Annotated in this window: 17 protein-coding genes; 13 read left to right on the top strand and 4 right to left on the bottom strand. The window is 61.7% G+C overall.

The window, feature by feature from the left end:
- Positions 1-141 precede the first annotated feature (141 nt).
- Positions 142-1,743: a DHA2 family efflux MFS transporter permease subunit gene (locus tag ATY77_RS04615; RefSeq protein ID WP_088686321.1), complete on the bottom strand. Its 1,602-nt coding sequence runs from the start codon at positions 1,741-1,743 to the stop codon at positions 142-144.
- Positions 1,744-1,789: 46 nt separating this feature from the next.
- Positions 1,790-2,998, bottom strand: a complete 1,209-nt coding sequence (locus ATY77_RS04610) for an HlyD family secretion protein (protein ID WP_088686477.1) — start codon at positions 2,996-2,998, stop codon at positions 1,790-1,792.
- Positions 2,999-3,148: 150 nt separating this feature from the next.
- On the opposite strand from ATY77_RS04610, the gene ATY77_RS04605 reads away from it, so the two are divergent.
- The 5 genes from ATY77_RS04605 (at position 3,149) to lysS (ending at position 9,003) form a co-directional block, all read left to right on the top strand.
- Complete coding sequence (locus ATY77_RS04605; protein WP_088677791.1) at positions 3,149-3,829, top strand: TetR/AcrR family transcriptional regulator; 681 nt, start codon at positions 3,149-3,151, stop codon at positions 3,827-3,829.
- A gap of 108 nt (positions 3,830-3,937) precedes the next feature.
- Entirely contained in the window at positions 3,938-4,777 is an 840-nt protein-coding gene (locus tag ATY77_RS04600; protein ID WP_088686320.1) for an AraC family transcriptional regulator, read from the top strand.
- Positions 4,778-5,036: 259 nt separating this feature from the next.
- Positions 5,037-5,786, top strand: a complete 750-nt coding sequence (locus ATY77_RS04595; protein ID WP_088677789.1) for a TerC family protein — start codon at positions 5,037-5,039, stop codon at positions 5,784-5,786.
- 243 nt (positions 5,787-6,029) lie between these two features.
- The gene (gltX, locus tag ATY77_RS04590) at positions 6,030-7,484 is read left to right on the top strand and encodes a glutamate--tRNA ligase (RefSeq protein WP_088686319.1); all 1,455 of its coding nucleotides are present in this window, start codon (positions 6,030-6,032) and stop codon (positions 7,482-7,484) included.
- Positions 7,485-7,506: 22 nt separating this feature from the next.
- Positions 7,507-9,003 carry a lysine--tRNA ligase gene (lysS, locus tag ATY77_RS04585; protein ID WP_088686318.1) on the top strand — a complete coding sequence of 499 codons (1,497 nt, stop codon included), beginning with the start codon at positions 7,507-7,509 and terminating at the stop codon, positions 9,001-9,003.
- 66 nt (positions 9,004-9,069) lie between these two features.
- Here the strand turns inward: lysS and ATY77_RS04580 are convergent, their stop codons facing one another.
- Positions 9,070-9,813, bottom strand: coding sequence for a hypothetical protein (locus ATY77_RS04580; protein ID WP_088686317.1), 744 nt, complete (start codon positions 9,811-9,813; stop codon positions 9,070-9,072).
- A gap of 179 nt (positions 9,814-9,992) precedes the next feature.
- Between ATY77_RS04580 and ATY77_RS04575 the strand changes: the two genes are divergently transcribed.
- From ATY77_RS04575 to ATY77_RS04540, 8 genes are all read left to right on the top strand, one after another.
- The gene (locus ATY77_RS04575) at positions 9,993-10,901 is read left to right on the top strand and encodes a LysR family transcriptional regulator (protein WP_088677785.1); all 909 of its coding nucleotides are present in this window, start codon (positions 9,993-9,995) and stop codon (positions 10,899-10,901) included.
- 119 nt (positions 10,902-11,020) lie between these two features.
- Positions 11,021-12,181 (top strand): ABC transporter substrate-binding protein, encoded by a 1,161-nt coding sequence (locus ATY77_RS04570; protein ID WP_088686316.1) that lies wholly within the window; start codon positions 11,021-11,023, stop codon positions 12,179-12,181.
- 218 nt (positions 12,182-12,399) lie between these two features.
- Positions 12,400-13,386: an ABC transporter ATP-binding protein gene (locus tag ATY77_RS04565; RefSeq protein ID WP_088686315.1), complete on the top strand. Its 987-nt coding sequence runs from the start codon at positions 12,400-12,402 to the stop codon at positions 13,384-13,386.
- A complete protein-coding gene (locus ATY77_RS04560; protein WP_088686314.1) occupies positions 13,383-14,345 on the top strand; it encodes an ABC transporter permease in 963 nt (320 codons plus the stop codon). Before ATY77_RS04565 ends, ATY77_RS04560 begins: the two co-directional genes overlap by 4 nt.
- Positions 14,335-15,147, top strand: coding sequence for an ABC transporter permease (locus ATY77_RS04555; protein ID WP_088686313.1), 813 nt, complete (start codon positions 14,335-14,337; stop codon positions 15,145-15,147). The genes ATY77_RS04560 and ATY77_RS04555 overlap by 11 nt, the downstream gene beginning before the upstream one ends.
- A gap of 13 nt (positions 15,148-15,160) precedes the next feature.
- A complete protein-coding gene (locus ATY77_RS04550) occupies positions 15,161-16,588 on the top strand; it encodes a gamma-aminobutyraldehyde dehydrogenase (protein ID WP_088686312.1) in 1,428 nt (475 codons plus the stop codon).
- A gap of 190 nt (positions 16,589-16,778) precedes the next feature.
- Positions 16,779-17,885 (top strand): LuxR C-terminal-related transcriptional regulator, encoded by a 1,107-nt coding sequence (locus ATY77_RS04545; RefSeq protein ID WP_088686311.1) that lies wholly within the window; start codon positions 16,779-16,781, stop codon positions 17,883-17,885.
- Positions 17,886-17,975: 90 nt separating this feature from the next.
- Positions 17,976-18,149, top strand: a complete 174-nt coding sequence (locus ATY77_RS04540; protein ID WP_088686310.1) for a DUF1328 domain-containing protein — start codon at positions 17,976-17,978, stop codon at positions 18,147-18,149.
- Between the two features lie 117 nt (positions 18,150-18,266).
- Here the strand turns inward: ATY77_RS04540 and ATY77_RS04535 are convergent, their stop codons facing one another.
- Positions 18,267-18,713, bottom strand: a complete 447-nt coding sequence (locus ATY77_RS04535) for a DoxX family protein (protein WP_190237581.1) — start codon at positions 18,711-18,713, stop codon at positions 18,267-18,269.
- Positions 18,714-18,735 lie beyond the last annotated feature (22 nt).

Below are 18,735 nucleotides of genomic sequence, written 5' to 3'. Positions count from 1 at the left end.
CGGACGGCACTTTTCGGTGCCTCGGCCACGCTCGGCCGATTCGGACGAGCGATCAGGCGCCTGATGACATATCGGCAGGTAAACGGCAAACAAAAAGGCCCTCCGGGGGAGAGGGCCTTTTCAAGGGACGACAGCCGGAGGTCAGTGGCCGCCGCCACCTCCTCCCCCGCCTTGCGGCGCGGGTTTCTTGATCATCGCGACGCCGAGGATCATCGCCAGGAAAAGCGCCGTCAGGATTAGGAACACGTCGCTGAAGGAAAGAATGACCGCCTGCTTGGTGGCGAGGCCAACCATCTGCTTGATCGCGACCGACGCGCCGTCCATGCCATAGGTGTTGAAATTGGCGGTCATGTTGTTCATCTGCTCGATCGCCGCCGGATTGCCCCAGTCCATATTCTCGCGCAGCCGCTCGTAATGCACGTCCTGCCGGTTGGTGAGCACGGTGTTGATGACGGCCAGGCCGACGGCGCCGCCGAGGTTTCTGGTCAGGTTGAACAGGCCGGATGCACCGCGAATGCGCGAGGGCGGCATCGTGCCGAGCGCGATGTTGTTGATCGGCACCATGCACATCATCAGGCCGAAGCCGCGCAGGATCTGCGGAATGAAGAGTTCATAGAAATCCCAGTCCGCCGTCAGATGCATCATGATGTATGTCCCGGCGGCGAAGCTGACGAACCCGATCACCATCATCAGGCGCAGGTCCATCTTGGTCGACAGCCGGCCGGCGATCGGCGCGGTGAAGAACATCGCAAGCCCGGAGACGAACATCGTCTCGCCGATCATCAGCGAGTCGTAGCCGCGGATGCGTCCGAGATAGACGGGGTAGATATAGGTGAGGCCATAAAGGCCGATACCCATGACGAAGGAGAAGACCGAGCCGAAGGAGAAATTCCTGTTGGCAAAGGCCTTGAGATCGACGACGGGGAATTCCACCGTGAAGGCACGATAGAAGAAGACGATGGCTGCGACGCCGGAGGCAACGGCCGCGATGGCGATGGATTCGTCGTTGAACCAGTCGTTGGAATTGCCCTCTTCGAGCACGTATTCCAGCGCCCCGAGGAACACGCCCATAGAGACCAGTCCCCACCAGTCGAACTTTTTGAACAGCGACAGTTCTGGCTTGTCGAAATCGATGAAGTTCCAGGTGACGATCGTGACGATGATCCCAGGAATGATGTTGACGAGGAACAGCCAGTGCCATGAGAAGGCGTGGCTGAGATAGCCGCCGACGGTCGGGCCGATCGTCGGCGCCAGCGTTGCGATCAGGCCGATAATCGGCGAAACAATGCTGCGCTTCGATGGCGGGAAGATGGTGAAGGCCGCCGCGAAGACCGACGGGATCATGCCGCCGCCGATGAAGCCCTGAATGGCGCGGTAGACGATCATCTGGTCGATGTTCGTCGCCGTCGCCGCAAGGGCGCTCGCCATGGTGAAGCCGGCGGCGGAAATCGCGAAGAGGTAACGCGTCGAGATGATGCGCGCCAGCGTGCCCGAGAGCGGGATCATGATCACTTCGGCGATCAGATAGGACGTCTGCACCCAGCCGATCTCGTCGCTGCCGGCCGAAAGGCCGGCCTGGATTTCGGCAAGCGAGGCCGAGACGATCTGAATGTCGAGGATCGACATGAACATGCCGAGCACCATCGCGAAGAAGGCGATGAGCTTCCTCGGATCCATCCGATCCTCGGCGTGAGCAGGCGCCGCCGGAATCATTGCCGCTGTTGCTGTTGCGCTCCCGGCCATCAGACCACCTCCGCCTTTTCTTAAAGGCTTACTCGCTCTTGAAGGCTCACTTGCCGGGCGCCGTGCGGGTGTCGACGTCGACGACGACGCTGAGGCCTGCGCGCAGGCGCCCGCTATCGAGCGCCTCCTGCGGCAGCGCGATGCGCACCGGCACGCGCTGGATCACCTTGGTGAAATTGCCCGTGGCGTTTTCCGGCGGCAGCAGCGAGAAGACCGAGCCGGAAGCCGGCGAGATCGATTCGACGGTGCCGACGATCGGATGGTCGTCATAGGCGTCGACATGGACATTGACCTTAGAGCCGGGAACGAGATGCTGGATCTGCGTTTCCTTGAAATTGGCGTCGATATAGAGCTGGCGCACCGGAACGAGCGCCATCAGACGCTGGCCGGGCGAGACGAGATCGCCTTCCTGGACCGAGCGGTTGCCGACGATGCCGTCATAAGGCGCCTTGAGCACGGTGAAGGAGAGGTCGCGAGCGGCTTTGTCGCGCGAGATTTCCAGTGAACGAACCGAACCCTCCGCCTCCTTGCGCTGGGCCTGAAGGATGGTGATGTTGGCGCGGGCCGCGGTAATGTTGGCGTCGCCACCGGCGAGATTGGCCTTGGCCTGATCGAGCGCGATATTGGCATTGTCGAGGTCGGCGGCCGTGCCGACCGACTTCGCCTGGAGCTCGCTCTGGCGCTTCTGGGTGATCTCGGCACCGCGAACGGCCGCTTCGAGTGCCACCTTCTGCGCCTGCGCCTGTGCAAGGCTCGCATTCGCGCCTTCGATCTGCGCGTCGATGCGCTGCAGCGAAAGCTGTTCGGTGGCGATCTGGGCCTCGGCCTGATCGAGGGCGTTCTGATAGTCGCCGTTATCAAGCGTAGCAAGCACGTCGCCCGCTTTGACTTCCTGGTTGGCGACCACATTCACCTTCGCGACGTAGCCCGTGACCTTCGGCGAGATCGTTGCGATATCGCCCTCGATATAGGCGTCATCGGTCGACACCATAAAGCGGCCGTTCGTCCACCATTCGTAACCATACCAGCCGCCGCCTGCGAGAAGGGCAAGCACGACGATCGGCAGCACCGGGCTGCGGCGCTTCTTGGCGGCCGCAGGCGCGGCGACCGAAGCCGGCGCAGACTGCGCGGGAGCAGGCGGGGCCTCACGGGCCTCCGCAGCCGGAGCTTCCGCAACGGCCACGACCTTTGCCTCTTCGGCCTCGGCGTTTTCGCTGACGATCCGCGCGACGTTGCTTTTTGAATTGCTCGACATGGCCATTACCGATCTTGGTGTAATTAATCGAACTGAACGGTTCGGTTCAGTTGACATAAACCTGTTTTATCGTCATATCAAGATGCATAGAACCAATCGGTTCGATTTCTTTTAAGGGAAAGGCGAAACCGTAAACACGGTTAAGGAGACATGACGCTGAAATCCGACAATGCCGCCGTGTTCAGTCCTCCTGCTGCCGGAGGCCGGTTTGCCGCGGGCGAAGACCCGGCCAAGCGTCAGCAGATTCTCGACGGCGCAAAGCGCGTCTTCATGAAAATGGGCTTCGACGCCGCCAGCATGAACGACGTGACGCGCGAGGCCGGCGTCTCCAAGGGAACGCTCTACGTCTACTTCACCAACAAGGAAGAGCTGTTTTCGGCGATGATCGAGGCCGAGCGCGCTGCCTTCGTGGCCGCCGTGCGCACCGCGCTTGCCGAACATGACGATCCTGAATCCGGACTGTATGAATTCGGGATAAGCTTCGTCACCCATATGACCGACGAAAAGGTCATCACCGCGATGCGCACCGTTCTCGGTGTGCGCGACCGCATGCCGGCGCTCTGTCAGCGTTTCTTCAAGGGGCCGGTCAATCTGCGCACGATCATGCGCGATTTCCTTGAGCGCCACGTCGCCGAAGGCACACTCGAAATCGATGACATCGATCTGGCCGCCGGCCAGTTCCTCGATCTTGCCAGCGGCAGTTTCTTCAAGCTGCGCCTGTTCGGCAGCATGGAAGAGCCGCCCACCCGCGAGGAAATCGACCGCGTCATCCGCGGCGCGATCAAGGTCTTCATGGCCGCCTACGGCACGCCCCGGCCCGCCACCGCCTGACACCCTTTCTTGACGGCTGCCCTTGATCGGCCAAAACTCCGCAAGAACGATCAAACCCGGCAGGCGGCTTTTTTCTAAGAAGGAAGCCGCAACCAGGAGAGATAAGGGATGAGCGCCGTCGCACGGGCGATCTGGTTCATTGAGAGCCATTTCGAAAACGATATATCGCTGGAAGAGATCTCGGAAGCGGCCGGTTTGTCGCGCTACCATCTGTCGCGCGTCTTCGGGCTCGTCACCGGCCACTCGATCAGCGGCTATATCAGGGGACGGCGCCTCAGCCGCGCCGCGCCCGCGCTCGTCGGCGGTTCATCCACGATTCTCGAGGTTGCGCTTTGCGCGGGCTACGGCTCGCACGAGGCCTTCACCCGTGCCTTCCGCGACCAGTTCGGCATGACGCCGGATGCGGTGCGCAAACAAGGGCACGCCCGCAACCTTGCCTTGCTGGAGCCGATCAGAATGGACCCCGCCCACCTCAACGACCTCGAACCGCCGCGCTTCGAAACCTTGCCGCCGATGCTCTTAGCCGGCCTGCAGGAGACCTATCCCTATGGCGGCAATGCCGCCATCCCCTCCCTCTGGCAGAAGTTCAATGCCCATTTCGGCCATATATCAGGCCAGAAGGGCAACGTCGCCTACGGCATCTGCACGCATATCGACGGCGAAGCGGAGAAATTCCGCTATATGGCCGCGGTCGAGATCTCCGATGCCGGCGATCTGCCGGCCGGTTTCGCCACGCTCAAGCTGCCCGGCCAGCGCTACGTCGTCTTCATCCATCGCGGCCATGTCTCCGGCATTTCCGCGACGATGAACCGGATTTTCGGGACATGGTGGCCGACCTCCGGCCTGGAGCACGGCGCCACACCCGACATGTTCGAACGCTACGACGAGCGCTTCGACCCCTATACCGGCATGGGCGTCACTGAAATCTGGTTGCCGATCAGAGCATGATGCCGAAAAGTATGAGCGGTTTTCGGACGACATCCTGTTCTAATGCATGTCGCTCGGAAGTGTGCAGCGGTTCCGGGATAACGACATGCAGCAAAACAAAGAGCTAAAGCGCGTCACATGAATCAAGTTTGATGCGACGCGCTTTAGGGAATAAAAGTCACACGGATTTCGTATATCCCCTTGCGGCGCTTGCGCGAAAAGCCGCTGACACTACATTGCGGGCGTCATCGCTCATGTGACGCAAAGGGGATATAAGCTGATGCAGGAAATTATGACGCTCATTCAGGATCCGGCCGCCTGGGTGGCGCTCATCACGCTGGTGGTGATGGAAGTCGTTCTCGGGATCGACAATCTGATCTTCATTTCCATTCTCACCAACAAACTGCCGCCCGAGCACCGGGAAAAAGCCCGCAAGATCGGCATCGGCCTTGCCCTCATCATGCGCCTGGCGCTGCTCGGCACCGTCGCCTGGATCGTGCAGTTGACCGAACCGCTGTTCGAAGCCTTTGGACACGGCTTCTCCTGGAAGGACCTGATCCTCATCGCCGGCGGCTTGTTCCTCGTCTGGAAGGCCACCAAGGAAATTCACCACAGCGTCGATCCGGTCGATCACCAGGAGGATTTCATCGCGACTTCAGCCACGACGGGCTTTGCATCGGCGATCGGCCAGATCCTGCTTCTCGACCTGGTTTTCTCCGTCGACAGCATCATCACCGCCGTCGGCATGACGCCGCACCTGCCGATCATGGTGATCGCCGTCGTCGCCGCCGTCACCGTCATGCTGGTCGCAGCCACCCCGCTTGCCAACTTCATCGAGCGCAATCCGACGATCGTCATGCTGGCGCTTGCCTTCCTGCTGATGATCGGCACGACGCTGATCGCCGAAGGCATGGGCTTCCATGTGCCGAAGGGCTACGTCTACGCCGCCATGGCCTTCTCGGCGTTGGTCGAAGTGCTGAACATGTTCGCGCGCAACGCCCGCAAGCGCAAACGCGACGGCGCCCATTGAGGCAGAGGCGGGAGGGTGCGCTGCAGCAGCCGCCCTCCCGCAAGCGCCGTCATCCCCTCGCGGGACGCGGTTTTCCTTGACGCGCCCGGTTGAATATGGCCTAAGGCCAGCCGAACGGACGATCGGCGGATGGTGCGGGCGCATGCCCTTTTTCCGGCCGGTTTGCCGAAGATATCTGCATCCTTCCGGCCGAACGTCGCTTTCCCGTGAAAGCCGTCCGGCATTCATTGACGGGCTCATACTATGACAGCTTCCGGCGTCCGCGTCCGCATCGCTCCCTCGCCGACCGGCGAGCCGCATGTCGGCACCGCATACATCGCTCTCTTCAACTACCTTTTCGCCAAGAAGCACGGCGGCGAATTCATCCTGCGCATCGAAGATACCGATGCGACACGCTCGACCCCGGAATTCGAGACGAAGGTGCTGGACGCGCTGAAATGGTGCGGACTGGAATGGAAGGAAGGCCCCGATATCGGCGGCCCCTACGGCCCCTATCGCCAGTCCGACCGCAAGCCGCTGTACCAGCCCTACGCACAGGAACTGCTGGACAAGGGCCATGCCTTCCGCTGTTTCTGCACGCCGCAGCGCCTGGAGCAGATGCGCGAGGCGCAGCGCGCCGCCGGCAAGCCGCCGAAATATGACGGTCTCTGCCTCGGCCTGACGGCGGAGGAAGTGACCTCGCGCACGGCCGCCGGCGAAGCCTCGGTCATCCGCATGAAGATCCCGGCCGAAGGCTCCTGCGACTTCACCGACGGAGTCTACGGCGATGTCTCCATCCCCTGGGATTCCGTCGACATGCAGGTCCTGATCAAGGCCGACGGCATGCCGACCTATCATATGGCCAACGTCATCGACGACCATCTGATGAAGATCACCCATGTGGCCCGCGGCGAGGAATGGTTGGCTTCTGTACCGAAGCACATTCTGCTCTATCGCTATTTCGGCTGGGACCAGCCGGTCTTCATGCATCTGTCGCTCATGCGCAACGCCGACAAGTCGAAGCTGTCGAAGCGCAAGAACCCGACCTCGATCTCCTATTATACCGCGCTCGGCTATATCCCCGAAGCGCTGATGAACTTCCTCGGCCTGTTCTTCATCCAGATCGCCGAAGGCGAAGAGCTGTTGACGATGGACGAGCTGTCGGAAAAGTTCGACCCGGAAAACCTCTCCAAGGCCGGCGCCATCTTCGACATTCAGAAGCTCGACTGGCTGAACGGCCGCTGGATCCGCGAGAAGCTCTCGGAAGAGGAATTCCAGGCGCGGGTGCTCGCCTGGGCGATGGAAAACGACCGCCTGAAGGCGGGCCTCCGTCTGTCGCAGACGCGCATTTCCAAGCTCGGCGAACTGCCCGATCTCGCCGGCTTCCTGCTGAAGTCCGACCTCGGCCTGCAGCCGTCCGATTTTGCCAAGATCAAGTCGCCGCCGGAAGAGATCCTGGAGATCCTCAACACCGTTCAGCCCGATCTCGAAAAGATCCTGGAATGGAACGTCGAGACCATCGAAGCGGAGCTGCGCGCCATCGCCGACCGCATGGGCAAGAAGCTGAAAGTCGTGGTCTCGCCGCTCTTCGTCGCCGTCTCCGGCTCGTCGCGCTCCCTGCCGCTCTTCGATTCCATGGCGATCCTCGGCCGCTCGGTCGTGCGCCAGCGCCTGAAGCTCGCCGCGCAGGCTGTCGCCGCCCTGGTCGGCGCGAAGTAAGAACAGTCAGAGGATTTCGACAGTGGCTGACAACAAGACCGAAAACACTCTCTCCTCCGACGCGACGGAAGTGCGCGCCCAGAAGCTGAAGCTGCTGCGCGAGCAGATCGGCGATGTCTATCCGGCGCATTTCCACCGGACGCTGACCAATGCCGAGCTTGCGGCGAAATACGAGGGGCTGGAGCCCGACGTCGAGACGCAGGACGTCGTCACCGTCGCCGGTCGCGTCTACTCCTCACGCAACTCCGGCATGTTCATGGATATCCATGACGCCTCCGGCAAGATCCAGATCTTCTCGCACAAGGATGTGACGAGCGAAGAGGCCCGCGCTCTGCTGCCGATGATCGATATCGGCGACATCATCGGTGTCACCGGCGTCGTGCGCCGCACCAAGCGCGGCGAACTGACGATCAACGCCCAGAAGATCGAAATGCTGACGAAGTCGCTGCTGCCGATGCCGGAGAAGTGGCACGGTCTTTCCGACATCGAGCTGCGTTATCGCAAGCGCCATCTCGACATCATGACCAACGAGGATTCGAAGCTGCGCTTCCAGCAGCGCTCGAAGATCGTCTCCGGCATCCGCCGTTTCATGGAAAATGACGGCTTCATGGAAGTCGAGACGCCGATGCTGCAATCGATCTACGGCGGCGCCACCGCCGAGCCGTTCAAGACGCATCACAATACGCTGAAGCTCGACATGTACCTGCGCATCGCGCCGGAACTGTTCCTGAAGCGCACGCTGGTTTCCGGCCTCACCGACAAGGTCTTCGAGATCAACCGCAACTTCCGCAATGAAGGCGTCTCCACCCGGCACAATCCCGAATTCACCATGATGGAGTGTTACTGGGCCTATGCCGATTACGAGGATATGATGGACCTCGTCGAGCGGCTGTTCGAGGGGCTGGCGCTTTCCATTCACGGCACGACGGAGTTCGATTTCGGCGACAAGCGTTTGTCCTTCAAGGGTCCGTTCAAGCGCGTGCCGATGCCCGATGCCGTCAAGGAAGCGACCGGCATCGATTTCCTGGCGATCAAGACCGATGAGGAAGCGCGCACCGCCGCCAAGGCTGCCGGCTTCGCGGTCGAGAAGGATTGGACCTGGGGCGAATGCCTTGCCTTCATCTTCGAGGAGAAGGTCGAAGCCACGCTGATCCAGCCGTCCCACGTCACGCATTTCCCGAAGGACATCTCGCCCTTCGCCAAGGAAGTGCCGGGCGAGCCCCGGCTCGTCGAGCGCTTCGAGACCTATTGCAATGCCTGGGAACTCGGCAACGCCTTCTCCGAACTCAACGATCCTGAAGAGCAGCGCCGCCGCATGGTCGAGCAGCTCGAACAGGCCCACGCCCGCGGCGAAAAGGAAAAGCAGCTGGACGAGGAATTCCTCGACGCGATCGATCAGGGCATGCCGCCGGCCGGTGGCCTCGGCATCGGCGTCGACCGCCTGATCATGCTGCTGACCAACGCGCCGTCGATCCGCGACGTCATCCTCTTCCCGGCCCGCCGCAGCAAGACCGACTGACCGGAAATCCATAGAAAAAGCAAAGCGGAGTGCCGGCCGGCCCTCCGCTTTTTTCATGCCGCCTGTTCAGTGTGTCTTGGGAGCATCCGCCAGCGGCTCTTCGGCCGGCGCTTCGGTTACGGCGTCGGCACCGTGGCCGCCTTCGGCAGCAGGCGCCGCTTCGGTTTCGGCCGCTGGCGCTGCGCCATGCCCGCCGCCTTCAGCCTTCTTCGCCTTCTCTCCGCCCTTGGTGGAGGCAACGGCAACCGGATCGACACAATCCTCCGGATCCTCGAAGGAAGCGCTGATCATGGCGACCTCATCGGCCGGCAGCTCGATGCGCTCGCCGAAGAACAGCCCGTTTTCGCTGGCCTTGCCGTCGTAGTACCGTGCCGTATAGGGTTTGTCGTCGAGGCCTGGAACTGTTTTGTCGGGATGCGGGATATAGACGACGTCGGCGCCGATCGCCCGGCCGCGAATATCGGCGCGCAGCGTCGGGCCGTTCTCGTCGAGCACCACCACCTGCACGAGATCCGGCTTCTGCGCGGCATAGACGGCCTGGGCGACGCGAAGGGCCGTCCTGACCCGCGTCATCCCGTCGGTCGGTTCGGTCTTGATATACTTCCGGACCCAGACATGATCCTGCTTCTTGATCGTCACCAGGTTGACGTCACTGCATTCAAGCCCGGAGCCCCCGTGCGAGGAGCCGATCAGCCTGTCCTTGCCGACATAGACGGCCGCGCCGCCGGAAACGCCCGCCAGAAGGGCGACTCCAACGATGATGATTGCCAATTTCCGGGAAGGCCGGAATATGCGCAGTAAGGCCTTCACGCCAACTGCTCCGCCATCTGAAACTCCAACGCAGGACAAGTGCCGAGAAAGTTAGAGAAATGACGTTTCGGAAAGTTTAAGTGGGCATGCCGAGCTTGCCTCATTTCAAGAAAATACCAAAAAAGGTCCGAATTTTTCGGCTGCTTGCCACGGCACATTCCGCCATGCTCTAAACGCCCATGGCCTTCACGCTTCGCCAGATTCAGTACTTCGTCGCCGTCGCCGAACAGGGTTCGGTGACACGGGCTGCGCAGAACCTTTCGATCTCGCAATCCTCGGTGACGGAAGCGTTGAAGGAGCTCGAAACGGACCTCGGAGTAGCACTCTTCGAGCGTCACCCGCGCGGCCTGACGATCACCCATAACGGCCACCAGTTCCTGCGCCATGCGACGAAGATCCTGGCGTCCGTCTCCGATGCGCGCACCAGCTTTTCCGGGCAGCAGAGCCCGCTTTCGGGCACGCTGAACATCGGCGTTACCTCGCTTGTCGCCGGCTACGTGCTGTCCGATCTCTTGGCGCGCTACCGGCGCGCCTGTCCCGGCATCGAAGTCAGCGCCATCGAGGACAATGGCGGCTATCTCGAACATCTTCTGGTCGGCGGCGAGCTCGATGTCGCCGTCATGGTGATCTCCAACCTGCGTGACCGTATGGCGCTGCAGGCGGAAATCCTGGAAACCTCACCCTATCGCCTATGGCTGCCGATGGGCCATCCGCTGGTTTCCGCCGACATCATCTCGGTCGCCGATATCGCCCGCGAGCCGCTGATCATGCTGACGGTCGATGAAATCGAGGAGAACACCGGCAAGCTGCTTTCGGCCCTCGGCGCCCGCCCGCATGTCGCCTTCCGCACCCGCTCGGTGGAAGCGGTGCGCAGCCTGGTCGCGACGGGCGCCGGAGTCGCCCTGCTTCCCGATCTCGTTTATCGCCCATGGTCGCTGGAAGGCGACCGCATCGAGAGCCGCGACGTCTCCGGTTCGCTGCCGGTCGTGCAGGTCGGCATGGTCTGGCGCAAGGGCTCCAGTCTACCGCAGGCGGCACGCGATTTCGTCGGCATCGCCGAAAGCATTCGCTCTGGCCGCATGCGATGATATCGGAATTTCCGATATCGCCCTTCTGATAAATGAATTTGCGAAAGCGGTCTTTTCGGATCACCTTCTTAACTGGGAACGAACGGCCGCGAAAGTGGCATAAAACCGGGAGACGGATGATGACGAATCTCTTGAAATCCTGCACGGCAGCGCTAGCTTGCCTGAGCTTCGCGACACAGGTGATCGCCGCCGAACCGCTGAAGGCGCTCGGCAAGGGCGAAGGCGCCGTCAGCATCGTCGCCTGGGCCGGCTATATCGAACGCGGTGAAACCGACAAGAACTACGACTGGGTTACCGATTTCGAAAAGGAGACCGGCTGCAAGGTTTCCGTCAAGACCGCCGCCACCTCGGATGAGATGGTATCGCTGATGAACGAGGGCGGATTCGATCTTGTTACCGCATCCGGCGACGCGTCGCTCCGCCTCATCGCCGGCAAGCGCGTCCAGCCGATCAACACTGATCTGATCCCGAGCTTCAAGAATGTCGACGAGCGCCTGCAGAAAGGCCCGTGGTATACGGTCGGCGACGTCCATTACGGCGTCCCCTATCTCTGGGGGCCGAATGTGCTGATGTACAATACCGATGCCTTCAAGGATAAGGCGCCGACCAGTTGGAAAGTCGTCTTCGAGGAAGAGACCCTGCCCGACGGCAAATCGAACAAGGGCCGCGTCCAGGCCTATGACGGCGCGATCTATATCGCCGACGCCGCCATGTATCTGATGGCCCACAAGCCGGATCTCGGCATCAAGGATCCTTACGAGCTGACCGAGGATCAGTATAAGGCCGCTCTCGATCTGCTGCGCGGCCAGCGCAAGCTGGTCTCCCGCTACTGGCACGACGCGATGATCCAGATCGACGACTTCAAGAACGAAGGCGTCGTCGCTTCCGGATCTTGGCCCTTCCAGGTGAACCTGCTGCAGGCCGACAAGCAGAAGATCGCCTCCACCTTCCCTGAAGAAGGCGTCACCGGCTGGGCCGACACCACCATGCTGCATGCCGACAGCGAACATCCGAACTGCGCCTATATGTGGATGGAGCATTCGCTGAAAGCCAAGGTCCAGGGCGATGCAGCCGCCTGGTTCGGCGCCGTGCCCTCTGTCCCCGCCGCCTGCAAGGGCAACGCGCTGATGGGCGATACCGGCTGCGCCAACAACGGCTTCGATCACTTCGACAAGATCAAGTTCTGGAAGACCCCGGTCGCCAAATGCACGACGCAGAGCGAATGCGTGCCCTATCACCGCTGGGTCTCGGATTATATCGGCGTGATCGGCGGGCGGTAAGCCGCCTCGCTTCGTAGGGTAAAAATCCCCTCCCCAACCCCTCCCCACAAGGGGGAGGGGCTATAGGTGGCACCGCCTCACTCCTCTCTGAACGCCGAATTCTTCGCGAGGGTGCGGCACGTTAAGCCCCTCCCCCTTGTGGGGAGGGGTTTGGGGCGGGGTCTTCATCAGCGAAGACCGAAGCCATCTCTAAGCATTGCAAGTCCCGGAGCGCTCCAATGACGTCAGCCGTCCGTTTCCAGCAGGTATCGCGCCATTTCGGCCAGGTTCGCGCCGTCGACGGCGTCGATCTCGAAATCGCGCCAGGCGAATTCTTCGCCATGCTCGGCCCTTCCGGCTCCGGCAAGACGACATGCCTGAGACTGATCGCCGGCTTCGAGCAGCCGACCGCCGGCCATATCCAGATTTTCGGCGAGACGGCCGATGGCGTCCCGCCCTATCGGCGCAACGTCAACACCGTGTTCCAGGACTATGCGCTCTTCCCGCATTTGAACATCCTCGACAATGTCGCCTACGGGCTGATGGTCAGGGGCGTCGGCAAGGCGGATCGGATCAAGGCCGCGAACGATGCCCTGGAGCTCGTCAAACTGCCCGGTTACGGCGCCCGCCGGCCCGGTCAATTGTCCGGCGGCCAGCGGCAGCGCGTGGCGCTGGCCCGCGCGCTCGTCAACAAGCCGAAAGTGCTGCTGCTCGACGAGCCGCTCGGCGCTCTGGACCTGAAGCTGCGCGAGCAGATGCAGGAAGAGCTGAAGAGCCTGCAGCGGGCGCTCGGCATTACCTTCGTTTTCGTCACCCATGATCAGGGCGAGGCACTGTCCATGGCCGATCGGGTCGCCGTCTTCAACAATGGCAACATCGTCCAGCACGGCACGCCGCAGGACATCTACCGCTGCCCGAAGACCCGCTTCGTCGCCGATTTCGTCGGCTCGTCGAACGTCATCGCGCCGGATCTGATGGCTTCGCTCGGCGGCGAGAAACGCTGGGCGAGCCTGCGTCCCGAAGCGATCCGGCTGGCAAGCGACGGCATCGAGGCGAAAGTCGAAAATGCGAGCTTCCTCGGCGCGGCGACGCGCCTCAGCGTCGATCTTAAGGGCAGCCGGCTGCATGTCATGCTGCCGGCGGGCGCAGCCGTGCCTGACGTCGGCGCCGGCATCCGGCTTGCCTGGCAGCCCACCGATATCCACTATATGGACGACGCGGCATGACGACGCTCACACTGTCAGCCGGCAAGACATCGATCCTTCCGCGCCGCGGCGGGTTCTTCGGCCGGCTGTCGGATGTCTTCTGGCGGCACCCGAAACTCTTGCTCTTCCTGATGCTGACGCCGCCGCTGCTCTGGCTCGGCATCATCTATATCGGTTCGCTGATCGCACTCCTTCTGCAGAGTTTCTTTTCGATCGACGATTTCTCCGGCCTGGTGAATTACGAATTCACCCTCTCGACCTATGCCCAGCTGCTGAGCCCGACGAATTTCGACATCATCATCCGCACCGTCATGATGGCCGCTCTCGTCACCCTCGCTTCAGCGCTGATCGGCTTTCCGATCGCCTATTACGCGGCGCGTTACGCGCAGGGCAAATGGAAGGCGCTCTTCTATCTCGGCGTCATGCTGCCGCTCTGGTCGAGTTACCTCGTCAAAGTCTACGCCTGGAAGCTGATCCTCGCCAAGGAAGGCATCCTCACCTGGATCTTCGAGAAACTCTCCCTCTCATGGCTGCTCGACGGCATCCTGAACCTGCCCGTGGTCGGCGGCAATTCGCTCTCGGTGAGCTATCTCGGCACCTTCATCGTCTTCGTCTATATCTGGCTGCCCTACATGATCCTGCCGACGCAGGCGGCACTCGAGCGCGTGCCCGGCAACCTGATCGAGGCCTCGGCGGATCTCGGCGCCAACCCGGGCCAGACCTTCCGCACCGTGCTGCTGCCGCTGGCGCTCCCCGGCATCGTGGCCGGTTCGATCTTCACCTTCTCGCTGACATTGGGCGATTACATCATCCCGCAGATCATCGGCTCCTCCAGGCTGTTCATCGGCCAAGCCGTCTATGCCCAGCAGGGAACGGCCGGCAACGTGCCCCTGGCGGCCGCCTTCTCCGTCGTGCCGATCGTCATCATGGCGCTCTATCTGTGGCTCGCCAAGAAACAGGGGGCCTTCGATGCGCTCTGACCTGAAGACATCGCCCGTGCCCCTGAAGATAGCCGCTGCAGCCGGGCTGCTCTTCCTGCATCTGCCGATCCTGCTGATCTTCATCTATGCCTTCACGACGGAGGAAAAGAGCTACCAATGGCCGCCGCCCGGGCTGACGACGCAATGGTTTGCCGTTGCCTGGAACCGGCCGGATGTCTGGTCGGCGCTCGGCCTTTCGCTGCAGGTCGCCGTCATCGCCACGGCGATCGCGCTGGTGCTCGGCACGCTCTGCGCGGCGGCCGTCAGCCAGACGAAGTTCTTCGGCCGCGAGGCGATCTCGCTGCTGGTCATCCTGCCGATCGCGCTTCCCGGCATCATCACCGGCATTGCGCTGCGCTCCGCCTTCAGCCTTTTCGACATTCCGTTTTCGGTCTGGACCATCGTGCTCGGCCACGCCACCTTCTGCGTGGTCGTCGTCTATAACAATGCCGTCGCCCGCTTCCGCCGTACCTCCGGCTCGCTGATCGAGGCCTCGATGGATCTCGGCGCCGACGGCTTCCAGACATTCCGGCATGTCATCCTGCCGAATATCGGCACCGCCCTTCTTGCTGGCGGCATGCTCGCTTTCGCGCTTTCCTTCGATGAGGTCATCGTCACCACCTTCACCGGCGGGCAGCAATCGACCCTGCCGATCTGGATGCTCGAAGAACTCATCCGCCCGCGCCAGCGCCCCGTAACCAATGTGGTCGCCATGGTCGTGGTGCTCGTCACCTTCCTGCCGATCCTGGCAGCCCATTATCTCACCCGCGACGGCGACCAGATCGCCGGCGCCGGCAAATGACAGGGAGAACGTCATGGACACCCAAATGCTGATCGGTTCCCGCTTCGAAAAGGGCACGGAGACGGACGAGCACATCCTGAACCCGAAGACCGGCGAGACGGTGATCGACCTTCCTGAAGCTTCGCTGTCGCAGATCGATGCCGCCGTCGACGCCGCGGAAAAGGCCTTCACGAGCTGGTCGCAGACGACGCCTTCCGAGCGTTCCGGCTACCTGCTGAAGATCGCCGACGCCATCGAGAAGGATGCCGCGGGCTTCGCCACGCTGGAGGCGCTGAACTGCGGCAAGCCGATCAATTCAGTGCTGAACGACGAGATTCCGGCGATCGTCGATTGTTATCGCTTCTTTGCCGGCGCCGTGCGCAACCTCCACGCACCGGCCGCCGGCGAATATCTGCCCGGCCACACCTCGATGATCCGCCGCGACCCGATCGGCGTCGTCGGCTCGATCGCGCCGTGGAATTATCCGCTGATGATGATGGCCTGGAAGCTGGCGCCGGCGATCGCCGGCGGCAATACCGTCGTCTTCAAGCCTTCGGAACAGACGCCGCTGACGGCGCTGAAGATGGCGAAGCTGCTTTCCGATATTCTCCCCGAAGGCGTCGTCAACGTCATTCTCGGCCGCGGCGAAAGCGTCGGCAACGCGCTCATCAACCACCCCAAGATCGGCATGATCTCGATCACCGGCGATATCGCCACCGGCAAGAAAGTGCTGCAGGCCGCCGCCAAGACGGTCAAGCGCACCCATCTCGAACTTGGCGGCAAGGCCCCAGTCATCGTCTTCGACGATGCCGATATCGACGCCGTCGTTTCGGGCATCCGCACCTTCGGCTATTACAATGCCGGCCAGGACTGCACCGCCGCCTGCCGCATCTATGCCGATGCCAGGGTCTACGAGAATTTCGTCGCCGATCTCTCCTCCGCCGTCTCCAGCATCCGCTTCAACCAGGCCGACGATACCGAAAACGAGATCGGCCCGCTGATCTCCAGGCGTCAGCGCGACCGCGTCGAAAGCTTCGTCGCCCGCGCCTCCGAGCACAAGCACATGGAGATCACCACCGGCGGCGCGGTCTCCGGCGACAAGGGCTTCTTCTTCACCCCGACCGTCATAGCAGGCGCCCTGCAGGACGACGAGATCGTCCGCCGCGAAGTCTTCGGCCCGGTTGTCTCTGTTACCCGCTTTTCCCAAGCCGATGACGCCATCGCCTGGGCGAACGACAGCGATTATGGCCTCGCCTCCTCCGTCTGGACCAAGGATATCGGCCGCGGCATGAAGACGGCCGCCCGCCTGCAATATGGCTGCACCTGGATCAACACCCATTTCATGCTGGTCAACGAGATGCCGCATGGCGGCCTCAAGCAATCGGGCTACGGCAAGGACATGTCGGTTTATGCGCTGGAGGATTATACCGCCGTTCGCCACGTGATGATCAATCACGGTTGAGCGGCGGAAGGTAATATATCGCATGAATAAAAGGTTCGCCTGAAGCAAGCAGGCGAACTTTATCGCAGAGGAACAATAAGCCGACAAACATCGCCTGTTATTGTCCTATCGTTGTTATGACAATACGCTTAGATCGTGACGGTAGGTTCGAGGACAGGCCCCGCAACAGATTCGATGAGGCAGCATCTTCATGGCGACTCGCATCGATATCTCCGAGCTTGAAAAGGCCATGGACGGATTGCTGGAATCCGCCCTCGTCCCGGAAAAATGGACCGGTACGCTGGAAGCGATCTCCCGGGCGACCGGCTCCGCAGGTGCCCATATTTTGCCGGCCGTCGGCAAGTTTTCTCCGGGCTTCCTGACGACGCCCAATCTGCTCGAAGCCTTCGACGTCTATTTCGCCGAAGGCTGGTACAAGCGGGATTTCCGCGAGCGCGGGCTTCCGGTCGCACTCGCCAAAGGCATCATCATCGAGCACGACATTGCCTCGGAAGAAGAGTTCCGTCGGCACGAATTCTACACCGAGTTCCTTGCCCGCTTCGGCCTGCGGTATTCCGCCATGATTGCTTTTACCTCAGGCGATACGCTGCTCACCCTCAACTTGCAGCGCCGCATCGACGATCCACCCTTCGATCGGGAGGAGGAACGCATCTTGCTCTCCATGCAATCGAAGCTGACCGCCTCGGCCGAAATCATCCGTTCGCTGCAGGCGGCAAAGATCGACGGCATGAGCGAGGCTTTCGAGCTCAGCGGCACCGCCGCCGTCTTCTTCGACCGCACCGGCCATGTCAGCCATCTGAATAATCGGGCCGAAAGGCTGCTCAACGGCGACATCCGCATCGTCGACCGTGAACTGGTTTCCGCCAGCCAGGAAGAGACCGGCCTGCTGCGGCGGCACTTGAAGGCGGTTCTTGCGGGAGATCCGTTCCTCAGCCCTACCGTGTCGACGCCGGTGCTTTTCTCCCGCGCCGGCAAGGCCCCGCTCATCATTCGCGCCCAGGCCCTCAGGGGCCTGCCCGCCGATATCTTCGCCCATTCGCGCGCCGTCGCCATCATTACCGACCTTTCCGAACGCGCAAGAACGGACGGCGATCTCCTGCGGCGGCTCTTCGCCCTGACGCCGCAAGAGGCGACCGTCGCCCGTCTGCTGATGGAGGGCTCCTCGCCGCGCCAGATCGCCGAGATTTGCGGCCTCAGCTATGAAACGGCGCGCGGCTACGTTAAGAAGCTGCTTGCCAAGACCGGGACGCAGCGGCAGTCGCAGTTGATCTCGCTTCTCTCCGCCGTGAAAATCTAGAGCCTTCCGTTTAACGAAGCATCCTTCAACGATGCGGGAACAATTTCCCCGCTGCCGCGTCTTCTCAGGCAAACGTAAAAGGATGCTGCCATGCTGAAATGGGCTCTGATATTTTTCGTCATTTCGATCATCGCCGGCTTCTTCGGCTTCTCCGGCGTATCCGCCGCCACCGCGACGATCGCGCGCGTTCTGTTCGGCATCGCGCTGGTGATCTTCCTGATCTTCCTCGTCCTTGCGCTGATGGCGGGCAAGGCAGTCCTGTAAGTGATGCCAACTATAGGCCGTTGCCGGGAACGCGATCATCGCGGTGATCGCCCGGCTGGCCGGATGTGCCGTCAATGACCTCCTCCACGCTCACCCGCATTGCGGTGAGCAAATCGGCTACAGGATTGCCCTGAGCAAAGGATGCATGTTGCCCACGCGCTTTTTCAGCACATGGTCGACCGAGATCGATCCCGCGCCGACAGCCGCAAGAGCGAACATGCCGCCGGCAATCGCCAGGTCTTTTTCGAAGTGCAGCAGCTCGTTCTGGCTCGCAAAATTGGTATGGAAGAGAAACGCCGTCGCCAGGCAGAAGAGGGCCAGCGCCAATGCCCCGAGCCGGCTGAGGAAGCCTGCGGCGACGGAAAGGCCGGCGCTTATCTGAAGCGCGATCGTGGCAAAAGCAATCGGCGCCGACAGGCCCAGTTTCTCGAATATCTCGATGGTCGCGGTGAGATTTGCCGCCAGTGACAATCCCTCATGCAGGAAAATCAGGGACAAGAGAAGCCTGCCGAGGAGAAGAATGAAATCGGCCAGGCCCGGCCGGCTTGAGGCGCTTTCCATCATACCCTCCGATTTGCAGAGCGGG

Origin of the sequence: Rhizobium sp. R634, assembly GCF_002211305.1 — a bacterium.
In the GTDB taxonomy this organism is placed as follows: domain Bacteria; phylum Pseudomonadota; class Alphaproteobacteria; order Rhizobiales; family Rhizobiaceae; genus Rhizobium.
This window is presented reverse-complemented; position numbering and strand designations above follow the sequence as displayed.